Origin of the sequence: Sulfitobacter sp. S223, from assembly GCF_025143825.1 — a bacterium.
GTDB lineage: Bacteria > Pseudomonadota > Alphaproteobacteria > Rhodobacterales > Rhodobacteraceae > Sulfitobacter.
Genome location: NZ_CP083560.1, coordinates 3,088,995 through 3,107,971, shown reverse-complemented (window position 1 = coordinate 3,107,971; position 18,977 = coordinate 3,088,995). Strand labels below are relative to the sequence as shown.

General features: G+C 54.4%; 20 protein-coding genes. 13 read left to right on the top strand and 7 right to left on the bottom strand.

Annotated features, from left to right (window positions below):
- From K3757_RS14880 to glpD, 3 genes are read right to left on the bottom strand one after another with little or no spacing between them, the layout of a single operon-like run.
- On the bottom strand, nt 1–1,080 hold the full coding sequence (locus K3757_RS14880; RefSeq protein WP_259996645.1) for an ABC transporter ATP-binding protein: 1,080 nt from the start codon (nt 1,078–1,080) through the stop codon (nt 1–3).
- A 12-nt stretch (nt 1,081–1,092) separates the two neighbouring features.
- Entirely contained in the window at nt 1,093–2,181 is a 1,089-nt protein-coding gene (locus tag K3757_RS14875) for an ABC transporter ATP-binding protein (protein ID WP_259996644.1), read from the bottom strand.
- A gap of 20 nt (nt 2,182–2,201) precedes the next feature.
- On the bottom strand, nt 2,202–3,800 hold the full coding sequence (gene glpD / locus K3757_RS14870; RefSeq protein ID WP_259996643.1) for a glycerol-3-phosphate dehydrogenase: 1,599 nt from the start codon (nt 3,798–3,800) through the stop codon (nt 2,202–2,204).
- Nucleotides 3,801–4,084: 284 nt separating this feature from the next.
- On the opposite strand from glpD, the gene K3757_RS14865 reads away from it, so the two are divergent.
- Complete coding sequence (locus tag K3757_RS14865; RefSeq protein WP_259996642.1) at nt 4,085–4,843, top strand: DeoR/GlpR family DNA-binding transcription regulator; 759 nt, start codon at nt 4,085–4,087, stop codon at nt 4,841–4,843.
- Nucleotides 4,844–5,310: 467 nt separating this feature from the next.
- Here the strand turns inward: K3757_RS14865 and K3757_RS14860 are convergent, their stop codons facing one another.
- From K3757_RS14860 to K3757_RS14850, 3 genes are read right to left on the bottom strand one after another with little or no spacing between them, the layout of a single operon-like run.
- Nucleotides 5,311–6,690 (bottom strand): HAMP domain-containing histidine kinase, encoded by a 1,380-nt coding sequence (locus K3757_RS14860; RefSeq protein ID WP_259996641.1) that lies wholly within the window; start codon nt 6,688–6,690, stop codon nt 5,311–5,313.
- Entirely contained in the window at nt 6,687–7,355 is a 669-nt protein-coding gene (locus tag K3757_RS14855) for a response regulator transcription factor (protein ID WP_259996640.1), read from the bottom strand. The genes K3757_RS14860 and K3757_RS14855 overlap by 4 nt, the downstream gene beginning before the upstream one ends.
- 2 nt (nt 7,356–7,357) lie before the next feature.
- The gene (locus tag K3757_RS14850; protein WP_259996639.1) at nt 7,358–7,678 is read right to left on the bottom strand and encodes a PepSY domain-containing protein; all 321 of its coding nucleotides are present in this window, start codon (nt 7,676–7,678) and stop codon (nt 7,358–7,360) included.
- A gap of 133 nt (nt 7,679–7,811) precedes the next feature.
- Between K3757_RS14850 and K3757_RS14845 the strand changes: the two genes are divergently transcribed.
- The 4 genes from K3757_RS14845 to rlmF all read left to right on the top strand — a co-directional run bounded on the left by K3757_RS14845 (nt 7,812) and on the right by rlmF (nt 10,557).
- Entirely contained in the window at nt 7,812–8,084 is a 273-nt protein-coding gene (locus K3757_RS14845; protein ID WP_259996637.1) for a PepSY domain-containing protein, read from the top strand.
- Complete coding sequence (locus K3757_RS14840) at nt 8,084–8,644, top strand: cytochrome b/b6 domain-containing protein (RefSeq protein WP_259996636.1); 561 nt, start codon at nt 8,084–8,086, stop codon at nt 8,642–8,644. Before K3757_RS14845 ends, K3757_RS14840 begins: the two co-directional genes overlap by 1 nt.
- A gap of 62 nt (nt 8,645–8,706) precedes the next feature.
- A complete protein-coding gene (locus K3757_RS14835) occupies nt 8,707–9,090 on the top strand; it encodes an MSCRAMM family adhesin SdrC (RefSeq protein ID WP_259996635.1) in 384 nt (127 codons plus the stop codon).
- A 540-nt stretch (nt 9,091–9,630) separates the two neighbouring features.
- A complete protein-coding gene (gene rlmF / locus K3757_RS14830; RefSeq protein WP_259996630.1) occupies nt 9,631–10,557 on the top strand; it encodes a 23S rRNA (adenine(1618)-N(6))-methyltransferase RlmF in 927 nt (308 codons plus the stop codon).
- A 306-nt stretch (nt 10,558–10,863) separates the two neighbouring features.
- Here rlmF and K3757_RS14825 read toward each other — a convergent pair whose 3' ends face one another.
- Entirely contained in the window at nt 10,864–11,829 is a 966-nt protein-coding gene (locus tag K3757_RS14825) for a LysR family transcriptional regulator (RefSeq protein WP_259996628.1), read from the bottom strand.
- A 141-nt stretch (nt 11,830–11,970) separates the two neighbouring features.
- Here K3757_RS14825 and K3757_RS14820 point away from each other — a divergent pair, with 141 nt between their 5' ends.
- The 8 genes from K3757_RS14820 (at nt 11,971) to K3757_RS14785 (ending at nt 18,955) form a co-directional block, all read left to right on the top strand.
- Nucleotides 11,971–12,744 (top strand): transporter substrate-binding domain-containing protein, encoded by a 774-nt coding sequence (locus K3757_RS14820; RefSeq protein ID WP_259996626.1) that lies wholly within the window; start codon nt 11,971–11,973, stop codon nt 12,742–12,744.
- Between the two features lie 120 nt (nt 12,745–12,864).
- The gene (locus tag K3757_RS14815; RefSeq protein ID WP_259996624.1) at nt 12,865–13,512 is read left to right on the top strand and encodes an amino acid ABC transporter permease; all 648 of its coding nucleotides are present in this window, start codon (nt 12,865–12,867) and stop codon (nt 13,510–13,512) included.
- Between the two features lie 17 nt (nt 13,513–13,529).
- Nucleotides 13,530–14,186, top strand: coding sequence for an amino acid ABC transporter permease (locus tag K3757_RS14810; RefSeq protein WP_259996621.1), 657 nt, complete (start codon nt 13,530–13,532; stop codon nt 14,184–14,186).
- A 15-nt stretch (nt 14,187–14,201) separates the two neighbouring features.
- A complete protein-coding gene (locus K3757_RS14805; protein WP_259996619.1) occupies nt 14,202–14,972 on the top strand; it encodes an amino acid ABC transporter ATP-binding protein in 771 nt (256 codons plus the stop codon).
- Nucleotides 14,969–16,324, top strand: coding sequence for an aspartate aminotransferase family protein (locus tag K3757_RS14800; RefSeq protein WP_259996617.1), 1,356 nt, complete (start codon nt 14,969–14,971; stop codon nt 16,322–16,324). The genes K3757_RS14805 and K3757_RS14800 overlap by 4 nt, the downstream gene beginning before the upstream one ends.
- Entirely contained in the window at nt 16,321–17,013 is a 693-nt protein-coding gene (locus K3757_RS14795) for a CoA transferase subunit A (protein WP_259996615.1), read from the top strand. Before K3757_RS14800 ends, K3757_RS14795 begins: the two co-directional genes overlap by 4 nt.
- On the top strand, nt 17,000–17,653 hold the full coding sequence (locus K3757_RS14790; RefSeq protein WP_409202549.1) for a 3-oxoacid CoA-transferase subunit B: 654 nt from the start codon (nt 17,000–17,002) through the stop codon (nt 17,651–17,653). Before K3757_RS14795 ends, K3757_RS14790 begins: the two co-directional genes overlap by 14 nt.
- A 9-nt stretch (nt 17,654–17,662) precedes the next feature.
- Complete coding sequence (locus K3757_RS14785; RefSeq protein ID WP_259996611.1) at nt 17,663–18,955, top strand: ArgE/DapE family deacylase; 1,293 nt, start codon at nt 17,663–17,665, stop codon at nt 18,953–18,955.
- Nucleotides 18,956–18,977: the final 22 nt, after the last annotated feature.

Below are 18,977 nucleotides of genomic sequence, written 5' to 3'. Positions count from 1 at the left end.
TCAGGCCACCTTCGGCGCGACGCGCCAGCTATCTGAATAGACATTGATACCGGCCGGATCGAACACCACGCGGTTCATGTCGGGCGAAATTTCGGCGCCTTCTTCAGCAAGGATGTTAATCTCTGTGCCGTGGAAGTCTGCCCGCACGATCTTGTGGCGGCCAACGTCTTCCACTCGCTTGATCGTAACCGGCAGCCCATCTTCACCTGCGCTCAGCGATGTGAACTCGGGCCGGACACCCAATTCCACTTTGCCCGACAGCGCGCCAAAGCCTTTGCCAAGGGAAATCTGCGTGCCCTCAAGCACAGCCTTTTCACCGTCTACTTGCGCAGTCAGCACGTTCATACCCGGCGAGCCGATGAAATAGCCGACGAATGTATGCTCAGGTTGTTCAAAAAGCTGTTGGGGTGTCCCCATCTGGACGACGCGGCCATCATACATCACCACGACTTTGTCCGCAAAAGTCAGCGCTTCTGTCTGGTCGTGCGTCACATAGATCATCGTATGCCCGAACTCATGGTGCAGGGACTTCAATTGCGTGCGCAATTCCCATTTCATATGCGGGTCGATGACCGTCAACGGCTCATCAAACAAAAGCGCATTGACGTCCTCACGCACCATGCCGCGGCCCAAAGATATCTTTTGTTTGGCATCCGCAGTCAGGCCGCGGGCCTTATGGTCAAGCGTCGCTTCCATCCCGATCATCGCTGCAATTTGCTGAACGCGGTCTTTGATATAGGTCGCATCGGCACCGCGGTTGCGCAGCGGGAATGCTAGGTTGTCGCGGACAGTCATCGTGTCATAAACGACGGGAAACTGGAAAACCTGTGCGATGTTCCGCTCTGTCGTCGGGGCCATCGTTACGTCACGGTCATTGAACAGGATGCGCCCCTGAGAAGGGTGCAGCAGGCCTGAAATGATATTGAGCAATGTGGATTTACCACAGCCAGAGGCGCCCAGCAGCGCGTAGGCTTCGCCGTCGACCCAGTCGTGGTTCAGTTCCTTAAGTGCAAAGTCATCTTCGCTTTTGGGATTGGGCAGATAGGAATGTGCCAGATTTTCGAGGGTGATTTTTGCCATTATCTCTCTCCCTCAAGCCGCAAGTGCATAGGCGGCAGGTGCCACCGATGTGCCGTTTTGGGCAAAGATATAGACGTGTTTCGGGTCAAGGTAGACATTTAGCAATGCGCCGATTTCCAAGGATTTGACACCGTGCACAAGGCCAACCCAGTTTTCGCCATGATGGTCCAGATGGATGAAAGTCTCTGATCCGGTGATCTCGGTCACGTTCAGCTTTCCCGTGAATTCAAGTGCACCCGGTGCCTGTTTCGCCAGCTCAAGATGGTTGGGACGAAATCCCGCGATATAGCTGCCATCTTTCAGCCCTTCAAAAGCACCGAAGGCTGGTGCGGATTGTCCGTCGCCGAACAGGAGACGATCACCGGATTTCTGGATGTCTAGAAAATTCATCGGCGGATCGGAAAATACCCGCGCCGTGGTGGCGTTAACAGGTTGGCGATAAACCGTCGGTGTTGTGCCGAACTGGGTGATCTTGCCTTCCCACATCGCTGCCGTGTGTCCGCCCAGCAGCAGGGCTTCTTCAGGCTCGGTTGTGGCATATACAAAGATCGATCCCGCTTCCTCGAATATCTTGGGGATTTCGGCACGCAATTCTTCGCGTAGTTTATAGTCAAGGTTGGCAAGGGGTTCGTCCAACAACACAAGGCCTGCATCCTTGACCAGCGCACGGGCAAGGGCGCAGCGCTGCTGCTGTCCGCCCGATAGTTCAAGTGGTTTGCGATCCAAAAAGGGCGACAGCTTCATCAGGTCAGCCGCTTTCTTAACAGCTTCTTCGATCTGGTCTTTGGATTTGCCCAACAGCCGCATCGGGCTGGCAATGTTTTCGTAAACGGTCATCGACGGATAATTAATGAACTGCTGATATACCATCGCAACGCCACGGTCCTGCACCCGCATACCAGTCACGTCTTTGCCGCCCCAGATAACCTTGCCCTTCGTCGGCACATCAAGCCCGGCCATTATGCGCATCAACGACGTTTTCCCCGATGATGTTGGTCCAAGCAAAACATTCATCGTTCCTGATGAAAGCTCCAGATCTGTTGGGTATATATGTGTCTGGCCGTTAACGACCGTGGACACACCCTCAAGGACAAGTGACATTTCTCTCTCCCCTTCGCAGTTCACACTGCGTGTTGCCCGGGCAGATCGGCGGCGGAATTCGCCAACCAACTGTCCAACGCATCAATTTCTTCTGCCGTCATTCTGAGCCCCAACTTCGAGCGTCGCCAAACAATATCGTCAGCAGTATTTGCGAATTCCCGCTCAACCAACCAGTTTACTTCGCGTTCCGTCAAATCCGATCCGAAGTTTTGCCCCAGATCGCCCTCCGTTTGAGCGTCACCCAGCAGATCGAAGACTTCTGATCCATAAGCTTTAACCAGTCGATCAAGCCAGCGTTCTGATAGGAACGGGTATTTCGCTTTCAATTGCGCGGTCAGCGGACCGACGCCATCAACCGGAAAATCCCCACCCGGCAGGGCAACCCCTGCGGTCCATGGCGGGCCGGTTTGGGCAAAGAGAGGCGCAATTTTTTCCAGCGCGCTCTCCGCGAGTTTACGGTAGGTCGTGATCTTGCCGCCAAAGACATTCAAGACAGGTGCACCTGCAGATTGGTCCAGCTTTAGAACGTAATCGCGCGTCGCCGCCGTCGCCGAACTGGCCCCATCATTGTAGAGCGGGCGCACACCGGAATAGGTGAAAACTATGTCATCGCGGGTGACCGGTTTCTTCAGGTACTTCGAGGCAAAACCCAACAGGTAATCCTGCTCTTCCGGGGTGCAGACAGGTTTTTGATTTACGTCAGTGTGGTCTGCATCGGTGGTGCCAATCAAGGTGAAATCGGTCTCGTAAGGTATCGTGAAAATGATCCGCCCGTCTTCGCCCTGAAAGAAGTAGCATTTATCGTGGTCATATAACTTGCGTGTTACGATATGGCTGCCGCGCACCAGACGGACGCCTTCGGTTGTGTTGATCCGCATCGTGTTGCGAATGACATCTTCAACCCAAGGGCCACCAGCGTTCACGATCATACGTGCGGTGACGATACGCTGCTCACCGTTTTGCCCCTCAAGTGTGATCCGCCACATTCCATCGACTTGCGCGGCCGAAACCACCTTGGTGCGCACATTAATGCGGGCGCCGCGGTTTTGGGCGTCTCGGGCGTTCAGAACCACCAGCCGACTGTCTTCAATCCAGCAATCAGAATACTCATAAGCTTTTTCAAAGCGGTCCTGAAGCGGCGCACCCTCTGGCGTACCCTTTAAATCCAACGATGTTGTTCCCTTAAGAACTTTTCGGCCGCCCAGATTGTCATACATAAAAAGGCCAAGCCGGATAAGCCATGCGGGCCTGCGCCCCTTCATCCACGGCATTAGAATATTCAGGACTTTAGATGTGGGCGTGTCGCTCTCGAAGCGCATGTCCTTATGGTAGGGTAGCACAAAACGCATCGGCCACGAGATGTGGGGCATCGCCTTCAGGAGGGTCTCGCGCTCGATCAGCGCCTCTCGGACAAGACGGATTTCCCAATACTCAAGATAGCGAAGGCCACCATGAAACAACTTGGTTGAGGCAGAAGAGGTGGCGGAGGCAAGATCGTTCATTTCAGCCAGTTCAACGCTCAGCCCACGGCCAACCGCGTCACGGGCAATGCCGCATCCGTTGATGCCGCCCCCGATGACGAACAAATCGACAATGTCCTGATTTCCATTCTGACCCAATGAAGCCTCCCTGCATTCACTTTGCGCCGCAGACTCCCTGCTCCGGACGTTGCGCCAGTCAACACTACTAGAGCGAATGTGACAATAACGAATGTTCGTTTTTGTTCCTTTTTGACTAATGCGCTGAAAGCTATGGGTTTTCCCTTTCGAATTCGCACGCTTTTCTGGTTTTTTAGGTGATCAAGCAATCCGCGGCCTTGACGAGGCGTCAGGTCTATTGGCTGATAGACAAGATAAGCGCCCCGCTTTTGTGTGCTTGGACGGGTTGTGTAATGGAGTAGGTGATGGCCTCAAATTTCAGGCAGAAGGAAATCCTTGATCTTGCCCGCAAGGAGGGAAAAGTCACAGTGGATGGCCTCGCGGATCTTTACGACGTCACCGTGCAGACCATCAGGCGTGATCTTTCCGATCTTGCAGAAAGCGGTCGACTTGAAAGAGTACATGGCGGTGCGGTTGTGCCTTCCGGCGTTGTGAACATCGTCTATGAAGAGCGCCGTCGCCTGAACGATGTTGGCAAAAAAGCAATTGCTGTTGAATGTGCCCGCGCTATCCCTGATGGGGCATCGGTTTTCATGAATATAGGCACAACTACCGAAGCGGTCGCGCATGAGTTGCTGGATCATGAGAATCTGCTGGTGGTCACAAACAACCTGAATATTGCGAACATTCTTGCCATCAATCACAGCTGCGAAATCATTCTGGCAGGTGGTGTATTGCGCCGCGCAGACGGCGGCATTGTTGGTGGTTTGACAGTCGAAATGGTGAAGCAGTTCAAGTTCGATTATTCTGTTCTGGGTTGCTCGGCCATTGATGCGGACGGTGACCTGCTGGATTTCGATGGGCAAGAAGTGATGGTCAGCAGAATCGCGATACAGCGGTCGCGCAAGGTTATGATTGTGGCTGACCACCTGAAGTTCACGCGGAAAGCACCCCTGACAATCTGCTCGTTGAGCGATGTTGACGTGCTGTATACCGACGGCAAGTTATCACCAGAGCTGACTGCGAATTGTGACAGCTGGGGGTGTCGGGTTGTGACTGTTTGAACTGATCTTCGGCTATTTCAAATGTGAGATCATGCTGAGGTGGTCCCGCAGATCCAGACACCTCATTAATGCTTGTCTTACCTTCCCGAGAATTGGTTCCACGCAGGCGATCATATCGCTCTGCCTCTGATGGGGACCACGGGTTTGCGGGGCATCTAAAAAGGCGCAAAACCAGCAAGAAGCACCCACAGATTTCGATCTATTCTTAGTGTCATTGGAACTTGCAAATCACGCGACTGATAAAGGCCATTGCCAAATTCGGTAAGTCCAAAGCTGTCTACCTTCATGAAATGCAGGATATTTTCGAAGGCGAATGGGGCAGCGACAGTTGAAAGGGATGCTGCAATGCCGAAGGAGCAGATGCCGCATTTGATACGGGAAAGCCGGGCGCCAAATGCTTCGATCCGATGCAGATGAACGACTTCAAATGTTGAGAATCCATGCCTGCTCTGGATTGGAAACGGTCGTTAGCCGCGTTTGGCACGAACGGCGGCTTTGGGGATGTCCAACACGACCTTCAACCCTCCCCATTTCCCTTTTGTGAGGAACATGACGGCATTTGATGCCTCCAGAATATCCTGAACAATAGCAAGGCCAAGGCCCGCACCTGTTCCTTTTGCGTCCATCCGTTGGCCCCGATGCATCATGGCATCCGCCTGTTTTTCGCTGATACCTTTCCCGTCGTCCTCAATCGAAACGCGGGCTTTGCCGGCATTGTCAATGATGGAGACGCTGACGCGGGAGGAGGCGTGCCGCACCGCATTTTCCAATAGATTGCCCAGCACCTCGTTCAAATCGTCTTGATCCATTGCCACATCAGCACGCACTTTGAATTCTTGGATTATGTCTATTTTTTCGCCCCGCGGGGTTCTTTGCAGGGTGCGGATGATTGCTTCGGCAGCCGCAGCCACAGATGATTTATGGCCGCTGCTGCCGTGTCTAATGCGCGCTTGGGACAGTTCGCGCTCCATCAGGCGCTGCATCCGCAGGGCAAGATCCTCTATGTCATCGGCAATTTCAGTCTGGTTGTTGGCGCGCAACCTTGTGATGTCAGTGACCAGCGCTGTGAGTGGCGTTTTAAGCCCATGAGCCAGATCGGCGGCCCTGTCGCGCGCACGGACCATTGATTTTTCCTGAAGGTCCAGAAGGGAATTGACCTCCTCCACGAGAGGGTAAATCTCACGCGGGACAGCCGTATCCAATCGCGACTTTTTGCCAGAGCGCACCTTGTTCACCGCAGCCTTGAGTGAATTCAGCGGCTTCAGGCCTGCGGCGATTTGAAACCCGAAACCCGCCATCAGAACCAGCCCAAGCAAGGACAGCGCCGGGATCAGATCGGTGCGAAAATCAGTGGCCAACCTTTCGATCTCCGAGGCGTCGATTGCGACCGAGACGCGCAGGTCAATCAACTGGCCGCCAGCAGATATCGTAATCATCTGTTCGCGGATCAAAAGCGCGCGGCTGAATGAACTTTCGATGATGTGTTGATGAATGTCTCCTGCAGCAAGTGCATCGTCTGGCAGGATCAGTTCGGAATCCCACAAGGATCGTGATCTCAGCAATGACCCGTTTTGATCATTTCGAATTTGCCAATAGAGGCCGCTAAAAACCTTCTTGAAGCGGGGATCTGCAAGATCACGAGTGAGTGATAGTCTTTGATCCACGCTCCACTGGACAGCGCCCGAGAGTTGATCAAGAAAGATGTCCAGTTCTTCCGCCACACGGCGTTCTGAATGCCGCTCGAATATTTTGGTCAGGCCCGCCCCTGTGACCAGAAGTGCGATTATGACAATGCCGGCCGAGATGAGCAGAAGGCGGATGCGCAAGGAACGTGGTCGCGAGGTCATTCTGGCGTGTCCTCTTCGATGATATAGCCGAAACCACGCCGTGTCTGGATCAAGGCCGTGGAAAGCTTCCGCCTGATCCGGCCAACCAACACTTCAACGGCATTTGATTCCCGTTCAAAATGGACGGATTGCAGATGCTCTGCCAGCTCTTGTTGGGGCACGACCCGCCCGATGTTGATCATCAGATAGGAAACAAGCCGGTATTCTTGTGGTGACAGCGAAACAGGAATGCCGCGCACGGTGATTTTCATTTGACGTGTGTCAAGCTCGACCTCGCCAGCGGTGATGACGGGGCTAGCCTGACCGCCCGAGCGCCGGATGATGGCCCCCAGACGTGCAATCAACTCTTCCATATGAAAAGGCTTTGGCAGGTAATCATCAGCGCCTGCATCAATGCCTTCGACCCGCTCGCTCCACGTGCCGCGTGCGGTCAGAACAAGCACCGGCATGGTGCGGCCCGCTTGACGCCAACGTTTCAGAACGGTCAAACCATCCATTTCCGGTAGGCCCAAATCAAGGATAACCGCGCCGTAGACCTCAGTATCGCCCAGAAACCATCCTTCCTCACCGGATGTTTCGCTGTCCACGATATATCCTGACGCCTCCAGCGCTGCGGTGACATCGGCACGAATTCGGTCATCATCTTCGATCAACAAGACGCGCATGGTCAGTCTGCCAATTCATCTTCGAGCACGTTACCCGACTGAGCGTCCACATAGACTTCACGGCGGCGGCCGTTGTCGTCCAGATAATAGACGCCGTATTTGTAGCGACCGTCATCCTGTTCAAACTCAATTGCGACGACATTGTCGCCGGTGATTGGGTGAATGTGTTTCAGGATCGTGATCAAAGGAAGCACATCACCTGCGCGGCGGGCTTCCATGAGGGCCTGAAGGCCATATTTTTCATCGTCGTCGTCATCATCCGCCAGAACCGGTGTCATAATAAGTGCGATGAAGGCTGCGATCAGTAGTGAAGTCTTTTTCATGGTTTCTCCTTCGCAGATCATAAATGACAGTTTGCTGACAGTCGTTGTCTGGGAGTTGTCATTTGGACCCTGCCATACCCGTCCCATCGAAACACAGAGCACAACAGCTCGGAACATAAATGAGGATGATGTTATGAAATTTGTTAGCGCAATAACCGTCGCTGCAAGCCTGATCGCAGTTCCTGCCTTTGCAAGCAAAATCTCCTGCGACAGTGGGCCACAAGACGGCTGGATGAGCAAGGAAGCCATTCTGGAAACGGCAAAAGGCCTTGGCTATGACACCCGCGCCGTGAAAGTCGAACGCGGATGTTACGAAGTCTACGCAATCTCGCCCAAGGGTGAGCGTGTTGAGATGTTCTTTAACCCGACCAACGGTGAACTAGTTGGCGTGAAGGAGGACGATTGATGGACAGCCCGCCTTCGGTTCCGGTATCGGGTGTCGGCATTCGGGAAAGTCAGGTCCGCGTATGGGATCCCTTGATCCGCATCTTCCACTGGTCTTTGGTAGGTGGATTTGCAGTGGCCTACATCACGGCAGATGAATGGGACAAGGCACACGAGACTGTCGGATACATCGTAGCAGGATTGATAGCGTTTCGCCTGATCTGGGGTGTTGTCGGCTCTCGCCATGCGCGCTTTTCCGATTTTCTCTACCGCCCCTCGGTGGTCCTCTCCTTTATCAAGGAAAGTCTTGCCATGAAGGCCAAACGCTATATCGGTCACAACCCCGCTGGCGGGACCATGGTGATCGCATTGTTGCTGGCAATCATCGGCATTTCGGCCACCGGATACATGATGACGATGGACATGTTTTGGGGGGCGGAGTGGGTCGAGGACCTTCACGAACTGTTGGTAAATGGCACCTTGGTGCTGATTGTGCTGCATGTAGGCGGCGTGGTCGTCGCCAGCTTTGAGCACAAAGAAAACCTTGTCCGTTCCATGTTTACCGGCCTGAAACGACGCTAATCCAAACCCTTCCGAGATCAAAGGGAACTCGGATTTGAGAAACTAACAAATTGGAGAAAACTATGAAAACCTCAATGATTGCGATCCTTGCGACGACAACGCTATTGGTCGGCTCTGTTGTGATGGCGAGTGAAGACCGCCCCTCAAGTGCAGACCACATGCGCAACCTCAGTTCCGGTCATGATGCCGGCAAAAACTATGGCTCGGACGGCCATGACAGTGACCACGATGAGTCTGACGACAATGAGAACGATAGCGAGGGACACAGTGACGACGGCGATAGGGACGGACACGACGACAGTGACAATGACGGACACGGCGACAGCGACAGCGACGGACATGGCGACAGCGACAGTGACGGCCACGGCGACAGCGACGGCCACGGCGACAGCGACGGACATGGCGACAGCGATAGTGACGGACATGGCGACAGCGACCACGATTGATACAGTGCCACTATGACGAAACGCAGCCGAGACTTTTCCTCCGGCTGCGTTTCGTCATCTGATATCTTCTCGCAAAGTGTGACTGTACAACTGCACAGGTCATTAACGTTCATTTACTTAAACTGCTGTGCGAAGATCGAGCTGCCACTTCTGTACGATGCAATGAAGCATCTATATTAGGGGAGCAGCCAGCAGCAAAGACGCATGTCCGTTCCTTGATCCGGTCCAATGCAATGACATCCGCAGCTTTCAGGCGAACACTGGTTATCCAGATTTATCGTAGTTTTAGGGGCGCCTCCGGAAAACTATGCGCCCTTTGTTCCAGTCAGGGCGATACGCGCAAACATCTGGTCAATTTGTGTTTGCACAGCTGATCCTCCGATCCACCATCCCACCCAACGAAAACAATCCGACGTTACAATGCTCACAATCTAGCATTCCCATGTTACATGCTATCAATGTTGCTAATTTTGCAGAGGGACTTCAGATCAACAAGACGTTTGGTCAGTTACTTCCACCAACTTTAATGAAGGCTTCCCGATGGCTACCAAGACCAATCTTCACCCCCGTAATCTGCACAGAGAAGGTTATGATTTTGAGCGCCTAGTGGCGGATTCGCCTGAACTTGATACATTCACGATCCGTAACCCTGTCGGTCAAACAACGATTGATTTTCAAGACGTCGGCGCGGTCCGTATGCTCAACCGTGCGTTGCTGAAGACCTATTACAACATCGATTTTTGGGACATCCCTGCCAAGTACCTATGCCCGCCGATCCCTGGTCGCGTCGACTACATTCACTATCTGGCGGACTTGCTTGCCGACAGCAACAATCAAGAGATCCCGCGTGGCGGCCAAATCAAGGCATTAGACATCGGCACTGGCGCGAGCTTGGTTTATCCTCTCACGGGGCAGAGCGAATACGGCTGGCACTTCACTGGTGTGGATATCGATCCGGCTGCCATCAAATCGGCACAGCAGATTTGCGAAGCAAACAAGCTGAAAATTACCCTTAGACGACAAGATGTACGTGAGAATATCTTTCGAGGAGTGATCGAACCCAGCGATGCTTTTCACGTCACCCTGTGCAACCCGCCTTTCCATGCTTCCAAGGAACACGCCAATAAAGGCACCCAACGCAAGTGGAGCAACCTTGGCAAGGGTCCTTCAAAAAAACTTAATTTCGGCGGTCAGAACGCCGAGCTTTGGTATCCGGGTGGTGAGATAAAGTTTATCGCCAGCATGGTTAAACAGAGCATGGAATTCGCCAACCAATGTTTGTGGTTCACCTCATTGGTGTCGAAAAAGGACAACCTCAAGCCACTCTCCAGAATTCTTAAAAACGCTAAAGTTGCTGAATTTAAGGTCGTTGAAATGGCGCAGGGGCAAAAAACAAGTCGCTTTATTGCTTGGACTTACATCAAGGAAAACCAGCGACCTTTGTTTATGAAAGACATGCGTCAATAGAATGGATCGCACTCCATCAGGCCTGATTTTCGCCTCGCCTCACAGCGGAGATTTGATCAAGGCCCGCGGTTTCATGGTGCTGAGCACAAGACTGGTCTGATACTTTAACGGCGAATGTCTCTAGCGATGATCCAACAAACCAATGGGTGACGGAGGATGCAGGCTGGGACAGGATGGGATTGTATCAGTCACCGTCGGCTTTGCCCCATACCAGATTGGTGGTTTGGCTTTGGTTTCGGATTAACCAGCCCGTTGGCGTCGATGTTCGAGCGGATGGCGAAGCCGGTTACTTACTATCTGTCCTAATTAGCCCTCAATGCCATAGGTACGTTCTGCGACGTCAATCGCCGACAGTTCGGCCATACACGCTGACAAAAAGGTAGCCTCGGCATCGGACTGACGCCGCGCAGGGTTGCTGAGAAGATGGATGTTCACAAGCGGCAGGTTTTCATATGGTGGCAATTGGCGGAGGTGACCTGCCTCTACATCTTGCTGAGCTACATGAAGCGGCAGCGCACCAATACCGATATTTGCCATGATCATACGCCGGATTTCGTTCAAACTGGAGGAGCTGCCGCGTCTGCTGTTGGCAAGGCCAAGTTGGGAGCGCAGCCGGTAAATGGCCTCAAGCGGGCCCCCTTCGGCCTCTGTCTGAAACGCAACGAACGGTTCACCTTGCAGATGTTCCGGAGCGATATCCGGTTGATGAAAGAGCGGATGTCGCCTGCCGCAATAAAGTCCGAAATATTCACGGTACAAAATCACCGATTCGAGCGGCGTCGGAGACCCGTGCAGCAGACAGATTCCAAAACTTGCCCGATTTTGCATCACGATGGTTTTAACTTCATCACTTTCAGAAACCGAGAAAGAGTAGGTGACCTGCGGGTGTTGATTGGAGAACTTGTTAAGAATTTCGTCGAAGTGCTCAGAGATCACGTGGCTGGTGGTGGCGATTGACACATGGCCGCGCAGTTCAGCATGAGCCAAGTCCAGAAGCGACGGAAGCTGAGACACCGATCCGAAGATTTTTGCGCATTCAGTATAAAGAACCTGTCCAGAGCGGGTGAGCGAAAATTCGTTTGGTTTTCGTATGATAAGGGTGCGGCCGGTATGTTCTTCAAGCCGTTTCAGAGCGGCTGAAATAGTGGGTTGTTTCAGGCCCAGAAAATGCGCGGCTTTGGATATGCCCTGCTGTTCGACAACGACCATGAAGGTGCGCAGCAGGTTCCAGTCCAGGTTCCAGGGAAAGCGTTGTCTGTAAGGTTGGGTCATTAATCAAATCTATATTGAAGATACTTGATATCTATTTGCGCAATGCATCCGCTACATGCAAGGCTTTATTAGAGAGCGGAATAGCCGCCACAGGAAGGCCGAACCCGGCTTCAAATTAAGTCATCTCAGGGAGTACCAATAATGACTGTTCGCCGTACTATTTTGAAATCTGCATTCGCCGTAGCAAGCTTGGCCATGTTGGGCACCACAGTTGCCGCAGAAGAACTGGAAACATTGAAAGAAAAGGGCGTGATCCGCATCGCTATGTCGGGTGCCTATCCTCCGTTCAACTTTGTAAATGATGAAAATAAGGTCGTTGGTTTTGACCCTGCTATTGGCACAGAAATCGCCAAGCGCATGGGCATGGAAGCCGAGATTGTGACAACTGCCTGGGATGGTATCATTGGTGGCCTTCTGGCTAATAAATACGATGCCATTGTCGGCTCAATGACCATCACAGCAGAGCGCGACGAAGTTGTGGATTTTGTCGGCCCCTACTATTCGGACAAACGTGCGATCTTTACCAAAAAAGGCTCAGGCATTGGCAGTCTGGAAGACCTTGAAGGTAAGAAGGTCGGCTTGACCCTTGGCGAAACCCATGAGGAATGGGCGCGTGAAAAGGGCTATGACATCAACACCTACAAAGGCCTGCCGGAGCTGCTGCTTGAGCTGGAAAACGGCCGCGTGGACGCGATCGTGAATGACTCGATTGCGGCCATTCTGGCAATGGGTGCCAAGGGGCAGGAGTTCGAGATGTTTGGTGACCCGACAACAGAACCTTTCGGTGCAGGTATTGCTATCCGTGAAGGTAACCCGAAACTGGCCGCTGAAATGCAGGCCGCGCTGCAATCCATGATGGATGACGGCACGTATCTCGCCCTTGCCGAAGAGTGGATTGGCGCTGATATCCGCTGATACTCCTTTGCCCTTGCCGCCTGTCTAATAGGTGGCAAGGGCAGTTTTTGTCTACATGATTATCGACCGCCCGCGCCCTTCTGGGGGCTGGCCGTTGCTTTGCGTCCAAAAGGGGGGAACATGGACTTCGAACTCATGCTAAAGGTCTATCCGTTCTTTCTGGAGGCCGCCTGGATTACGATACTGCTGTCGATTCTGACAGCGATCCTTGGATTGATTTGCGGCACGCTGGGTGCGTTTGCACGGTTGTCGCGCTTTGGCCTCGTACGATTTTTGGGGGCGGCATATGTGAGCGTGTTTCGTGGCACACCCGCACTGATCCAACTTTTCATCTTATACTTTGGCGGCCCGCAAATCGGCATTCAGCTGGACGCGTTCGAGGCAGGAGTCATCGGCCTTGGTGTAAATGCAGGCGCCTATATGACCGAGACAATCCGCGGCGCGGTGATCTCTATCGACAAGGGCCAGCGAGAGGCCGCACGTACCCTTGGTCTAAGCCAATGGCAGGCAATGTATAAGATCATCCTGCCGCAAGCCGGCCGTCTGATGGTGCGTCCGCTGGGGGTGAACCTGAACATGCTGATCAAAGCCACAGCGCTGGTCGCAGCCATTTCGGTGGTAGAGCTTACCTACACTGCACAGCGCTATATCGGCTCCACCTACAAGCCCTTCGAGATGTTTCTGCTCGCGGGCGTTCTATACATGATCATTATTTATGTGACTGGCCGGGGTGTTGCCTGGCTGGATCGCAAAGTGCAGATCACGTGATGCTGGAAGGATAACCCATGGGCCTCGATTTCACAGTGATCCCCAAATACCTCGACATCATTTTGCTGGGGTGCGCGTATACGATCGGGATTACAATCGCCGCTGCGATACTCAGTTTCTTCGGCGGCATTCTATTTGCAATCATTGCGCTTTATGCGCCGTGGATCATCCGCCAACCTTTCCGTCTGGTTGCTTGGATATTCATGGGGACACCGCTGTTATTGCAGCTGTTCCTGATCTATTTCGGACTGGTTCAGATTGGCATCGACCTTCCCGCTGTTGTCGCGGGTATCATCGGCTTGGGGCTGCATTTCGCGGTCTACAATTCGGAACTGATCCAGACTGCGATCCTGTCAGTCGACAAGGGCCAGATGGAAGCGGCGCGTACACTTGGGCTGAGCCGTAGCGAGGCGCTTCGCAAGGTGGTCATACCACAGGCCGTCCGTGCCGTGATCCCGCCGATTAGCAACAACATGATCGCTTTGTTGAAAGACAGCGCGCTGGTGTCGGTGATTGGCGTGAGCGAACTGACACTATCGGCGCAACGGGCGATCGGCAGGACCTACCGACCGTTTGAGTTCTATCTGCTCGCCGCAGCATTCTACTACGTCATCAACCTCGGGATGGAATGGGTGCAGCGCAAGATTGAACGCCGCATTTCGATTTCCCGCTGATCATTGGAGCCAGACATGACAGATGATAAACACTTTGTTGAGATCCGGCATGCCCAAAAATCCTTTGGGACTGTCGAGGTGCTCAAGGATATCAGCCTTAGCGTCGACCGGGGTCAGATCGTAGGCATTATCGGATCTTCGGGATCAGGTAAGTCGACCCTCCTCAGGGCTATCAACGATCTTGATCCGTTGACAGGCGGCGAAGTTTGGCTCGATGGCGTTCAGGTGAACCAAAAGCTGCCGCACCGACAGTATGAAAAGCACATCAATCAGATGCGGCAGCAGGTTGGCATGGTGTTCCAGCATTTCAATCTTTTCCCGCACATGACCGCACGCGAGAACGTGAGCATGGCCCCGATCATGCTCAAGGGGATATCCAAGGACGAGGCGGATGCCTTGGCCGAGGCGCAGCTTGATCATGTCGGAATGCTTGAACGCATTGATTACTATCCGTCCCAACTGTCTGGTGGTCAAAAGCAGCGCGTAGCGATTGCCCGTGCGTTAGCCATGAAGCCCAAGCTTATGCTGTTCGATGAGGCGACCTCAGCGCTCGATCCGGAGCTTGTCGAGGAAGTGAACCAGGTGATGCGCAAGCTCGCGGACGAGCAGATGACCATGATCATCGTGACCCACGAAATGGATTTTGCAGCCTCGGTCTGCGACAGGGTTCTGTTCATGGATCAAGGCGTCGTCGTCGAGGAAGGTCCGCCAGAGATTTTGTTCAAGACCCCCACACAACCCCGAACGCGCGAATTTCTGCGCAAGCATCTGGAAGCTGCAAAATGAACGACAACGCCTCCTATCTCTTCTACCAGACCCGCAATCCACGCCCCTTTCTGGATTACGGCGAGGGGATTTACCTATTCGATGAAAGTGGCAAACGGTATATCGACGGATCGTCTGGCGCGATGGTGTCCAATATCGGCCACTCAAACAAACGTGTTCTGGCAAAGATCAAGGCGCAGATGGACCGGGCCACATTCGGATACCGTCTGCATTTCCGCACGCACCCCTCCGAAGATCTGGCCGCAAAAACCGTTTCGCTCATGCCTGAGGGGCTGGACCGTGTCTTCTTTGTCTCTGGCGGCTCCGAGGCTGTGGAAAGTGCTGTAAAATTGGCACGGCAATATGCCCTGACCCAAGGTGAGGCCGGGCGTTACAAGGTTATCTCACGGTTTCCCTCGTATCATGGCTGCACTTTTGGCGCGCTTGATCTGACCGGTTACGATCCTCTGCGCAAACCATTTGCTCCCATGATGCAGGGCATGCCCAAGATCGCCGCACCTGCGACCTACCTTGACCGTGACAACCTGACCGAAGAGCAACGCGGGTTAAAATACGCAGAATACCTGCGGGACAAGATCATCGAAGAAGGCCCTGATACGGTATTGGCTTTTATCATGGAACCAGTCGGCGGGGCGTCAACCGGTGCGCTGGTGGCTCCTGACAGCTACTACGGCCGCATCCGCGAAATCTGTGACGAATTCGGCGTGCTGCTGATCTATGACGAAGTCATGACAGGTGCAGGCCGCACAGGTAAATTTCTCGCGGCAGAACATTGGGGGATTACGCCCGATATTGTTGCCATGTCCAAGGGGTTTGGCGCCGGTTATGCCCCGCTGGGGGCAATCGTGGCAGGCGCGCGGCTGGTTGAGCCGGTTCTTGATGCGGGCGGTTTTCTGCATGGGTTTACCTACGCGGGTAACCCCATGGCCTGCGCCGCAGGGCTTGCCGTGCTCGAAGAGATGGAAGAGCAGAACCTTGTCGAAAACGCGGCCCGCATGGGTGACGTGCTGATGGCGCAATTGCGCGGTTTGATGGACCGTTACCCCTTTATTGGCGATGTGCGGGGTAGGGGGCTCTTAACCGCCTTCGAGTTTGTTTCCGATCGGGAAACGATGGAGCCCCTGCCGCCCACGCTAAACGCATACGACCTGTTGGTTGAGCTGGCCTATGAGCGCGGCCTGATCATCTATTCGCGGCGCACCCGCGGTGGCACATCGGGCGATCATTTCTTGCTGGCTCCGCCACTGATCATTTCTGAAGCCCAGATTGGTGAGATGATGACCATCCTGCGGGATGCTTTGGATGCGTTCGCGTCCCAAGCTGGCCTGCCTGTGTCGGAGAACGCCGCGTGAAACTGCCCGACAAACAATGCAGCATCGAGGACGCCATCGCCCATGTCAAAGACGGGGATACGGTCATGCTGGGCGGGTTCGGTGTGCCGGGCACGCCGTTCACGTTGATCCACGCTCTGGTGCGCCACGGTGCGCGAGACCTCACGATTGTCAAAAACGATGCCAACGAACCCAATATGGGCGTCGACCATCTGTTGCATGCCGGTTTGGTATCGCGGCTCATCACTACGCATCTGGGCCTCAACTCCCATGCGATTGAGCTGATGAACAGTGGAAAGATCAAGGTCGAGTTCAACGCGCAGGGCATTTTGGCTGAACGCATTCGCGCGGGCGGTTCAGGGCTTGGCGGGTTCCTGAGCGATATCGGCATCGGGACCGAACTGGCCGAGGGCAAACAGGTGATCGAATCCCACGGCAAGACCTACATCGTAGAGCCCGCTCTGCGTGCTGATGTGGCGCTGCTGCATGCCGACCGCGCTGACAGTTTCGGCAATCTGGCTTATGTGGCCACGGCGCAAAACTTCAACCCGCTGATGGCCATGGCCGCCGACTGTGTTATCGCCGAGGCCGAAATTCTGCTGCCTTTGGGCGGGCTCGGGGCCAACGAAATCCATACGACCGGCGTCTTTGTCGATCACGTTGCTGAGCTGGGTGCCTTGTCGAAGGAATATGCCGTTGTCCAACGCTAGAGATAGAATGGTTGCGCGGGCGGCCCGTGAAATTAAGCCCGGTATGGTGGTCAACCTTGGTATCGGTTTGCCGACTAAGGTCGTCAATTATTTACCTGCCGATTTTCCTGTATGTCTGCACACCGAAAACGGACTTACGGGTATCGGGCCCACCCTGCCGCCGGATCAAGCCAACCGGAACCTGATTGATGCAGGGGGGGGCTATGTCTCGACCATCCCTGGCTCGGCGTTCTTTGACAGCGCCACCAGTTTTGCTTTGGTGCGTTCCGGACGGCTTGACCTCACCATGCTTGGGGCATTCGAGGTTGCGGCCAACGGCGATCTGGCCAATTGGAAAATCCCCGGAAAATTCTCTCCGGGAGTGGGGGGCGGTATCGAATTGGCCCAGAAGGCCCGGCGCGTGGCGGTTCTGACAACCCACACTGATCGCGCAGGCAATTCCAAGCTCAAGGAAACGTGCAGCCTGCCGTTGACTGCGAAATCCTGCGTGGCGCGGATATTCACCGATATGGCGGTGATTGATGTGGGGCCCGAAGGTTTCGCGTTGGTTGAAACCGCTCAAGGCGTCACCGTGGCAGAGATCATTGATGCCACAGATGCCGCCCTTCACGTCCCTGATGCGCAACTTCCGATTTTTTGAGGCCTTTCCATGCAAGATAATCTTCAAAACCGCCTGCTTGATGCCGTAGATTCTGCCTTTGACACGCAAATCGAGTTTTTGTCAGAGCTCACCTCTCACCCGTCGATCCGTGGTCAGGAACAATCGGCGCAGGATTTTATGGCGCGCGAACTTACACAGCGCGGTTACGAATTGGACCGTTGGCAGATCGACGTGTCGGACATTCAGCACCTGCCCGGATTTTCCCCTGTTTTGGCACCCTATGACGACGCGGTGAATGTGGTCGGAACACACCGTTCAAAAACGTCGAAAGGGCGGTCTTTGATCCTGAACGGCCATATTGATGTTGTGCCCGCAGGGCCCTTGGATATGTGGGACACCCCGCCGTTCGAGCCGCACGTTGCTGATGGCTGGCTATACGGGCGCGGCGGTGGAGATATGAAGGCCGGTCTCGCCTCCAACCTGTTTGCGCTTGATGCGCTGAATGCCTGTGGCCTCGCGCCGGCGGCAGATGTGTTCTATCAGTCCGTGGTCGAGGAGGAGTGTACGGGCAACGGTGCGCTGGCCTGTCTTGCCCGTGGATACCGGGCGGATGCGGCGCTTATCCCGGAACCATTTGCCGAACATCTGGTGACGGCGCAGCTTGGCGTTATCTGGTTTCAGGTACACCTCAAAGGTCGGCCAACCCACGTGGCCTATGCCGGCACGGGCGCCAATGCGATCGAGGCTGCGATCCCGCTGATCTCGGCATTGCACGAGATGGAGCATCGTTGGAACGCGTCCGAAAACCGGCCCGACGACTACGCCCATATGGAGCATGCGCTGAACTTGAACGTGGGCAAGTTTGAAGGCGGAGACTGGACCAGCTCGGTGCCTGCATGGAGCGTGTTTGACGTACGCATGGCGATCTTCCCCGGCCAGTCCATCGAGGCGGCCAAGGCAGAGATCGAACAGGTCATTCTGGATGCGGCGCGTGACAATGATTTTTTGCGCAACTCCTTGCCTGAGATCGTTTATCACGGGTTTCACGCGGAAGGGTATGCGCTGTCGCAGGACAGCTCTGCCAAGGCCGCCTCAGCCATTACTGCACTGGATCAGGCTCACAAGACCACCACTGGCGAAGACCTTGTCCGCGAGGCGATCACAGCAACGACCGACGCGCGCTTTTTCGGCCTTTATGCGGACACGCCCGCGCTGGTGTACGGCCCGCGCGCCGAGGCGATCCACGGGTTCAATGAAAGGGTCGATCTGGAAAGCATGCGCCGCATCACCAAGGCGACTGCCTTGTTCATCGCCGATTGGTGCGGAACCGAAGAGTTGTAGCTGTACGACCCCACTGGTCGAA

Excerpts from the sequence above, each read along its gene's own strand:
- K3757_RS14815 (WP_259996624.1), top strand. The coding sequence starts at position 12,865 with ATGGACTTCGAACTCATGCTAAAGGTCTATCCGTTCTTTCTGGAGGCC.
- K3757_RS14855 (WP_259996640.1), bottom strand. The coding sequence starts at position 7,355 with ATGCGCGTCTTGTTGATCGAAGATGATGACCGAATTCGTGCCGATGTC.
- K3757_RS14820 (WP_259996626.1), top strand. The coding sequence starts at position 11,971 with ATGACTGTTCGCCGTACTATTTTGAAATCTGCATTCGCCGTAGCAAGC.
- K3757_RS14845 (WP_259996637.1), top strand. The coding sequence starts at position 7,812 with ATGAAATTTGTTAGCGCAATAACCGTCGCTGCAAGCCTGATCGCAGTT.
- K3757_RS14800 (WP_259996617.1), top strand. The coding sequence starts at position 14,969 with ATGAACGACAACGCCTCCTATCTCTTCTACCAGACCCGCAATCCACGC.
- K3757_RS14810 (WP_259996621.1), top strand. The coding sequence starts at position 13,530 with ATGGGCCTCGATTTCACAGTGATCCCCAAATACCTCGACATCATTTTG.
- K3757_RS14785 (WP_259996611.1), top strand. The coding sequence starts at position 17,663 with ATGCAAGATAATCTTCAAAACCGCCTGCTTGATGCCGTAGATTCTGCC.
- K3757_RS14835 (WP_259996635.1), top strand. The coding sequence starts at position 8,707 with ATGAAAACCTCAATGATTGCGATCCTTGCGACGACAACGCTATTGGTC.
- K3757_RS14850 (WP_259996639.1), bottom strand. The coding sequence starts at position 7,678 with ATGAAAAAGACTTCACTACTGATCGCAGCCTTCATCGCACTTATTATG.
- K3757_RS14825 (WP_259996628.1), bottom strand. The coding sequence starts at position 11,829 with ATGACCCAACCTTACAGACAACGCTTTCCCTGGAACCTGGACTGGAAC.
- rlmF (WP_259996630.1), top strand. The coding sequence starts at position 9,631 with ATGGCTACCAAGACCAATCTTCACCCCCGTAATCTGCACAGAGAAGGT.
- K3757_RS14875 (WP_259996644.1), bottom strand. The coding sequence starts at position 2,181 with ATGTCACTTGTCCTTGAGGGTGTGTCCACGGTCGTTAACGGCCAGACA.
- K3757_RS14840 (WP_259996636.1), top strand. The coding sequence starts at position 8,084 with ATGGACAGCCCGCCTTCGGTTCCGGTATCGGGTGTCGGCATTCGGGAA.
- K3757_RS14860 (WP_259996641.1), bottom strand. The coding sequence starts at position 6,690 with ATGACCTCGCGACCACGTTCCTTGCGCATCCGCCTTCTGCTCATCTCG.
- K3757_RS14880 (WP_259996645.1), bottom strand. The coding sequence starts at position 1,080 with ATGGCAAAAATCACCCTCGAAAATCTGGCACATTCCTATCTGCCCAAT.
- K3757_RS14805 (WP_259996619.1), top strand. The coding sequence starts at position 14,202 with ATGACAGATGATAAACACTTTGTTGAGATCCGGCATGCCCAAAAATCC.
- K3757_RS14865 (WP_259996642.1), top strand. The coding sequence starts at position 4,085 with ATGGCCTCAAATTTCAGGCAGAAGGAAATCCTTGATCTTGCCCGCAAG.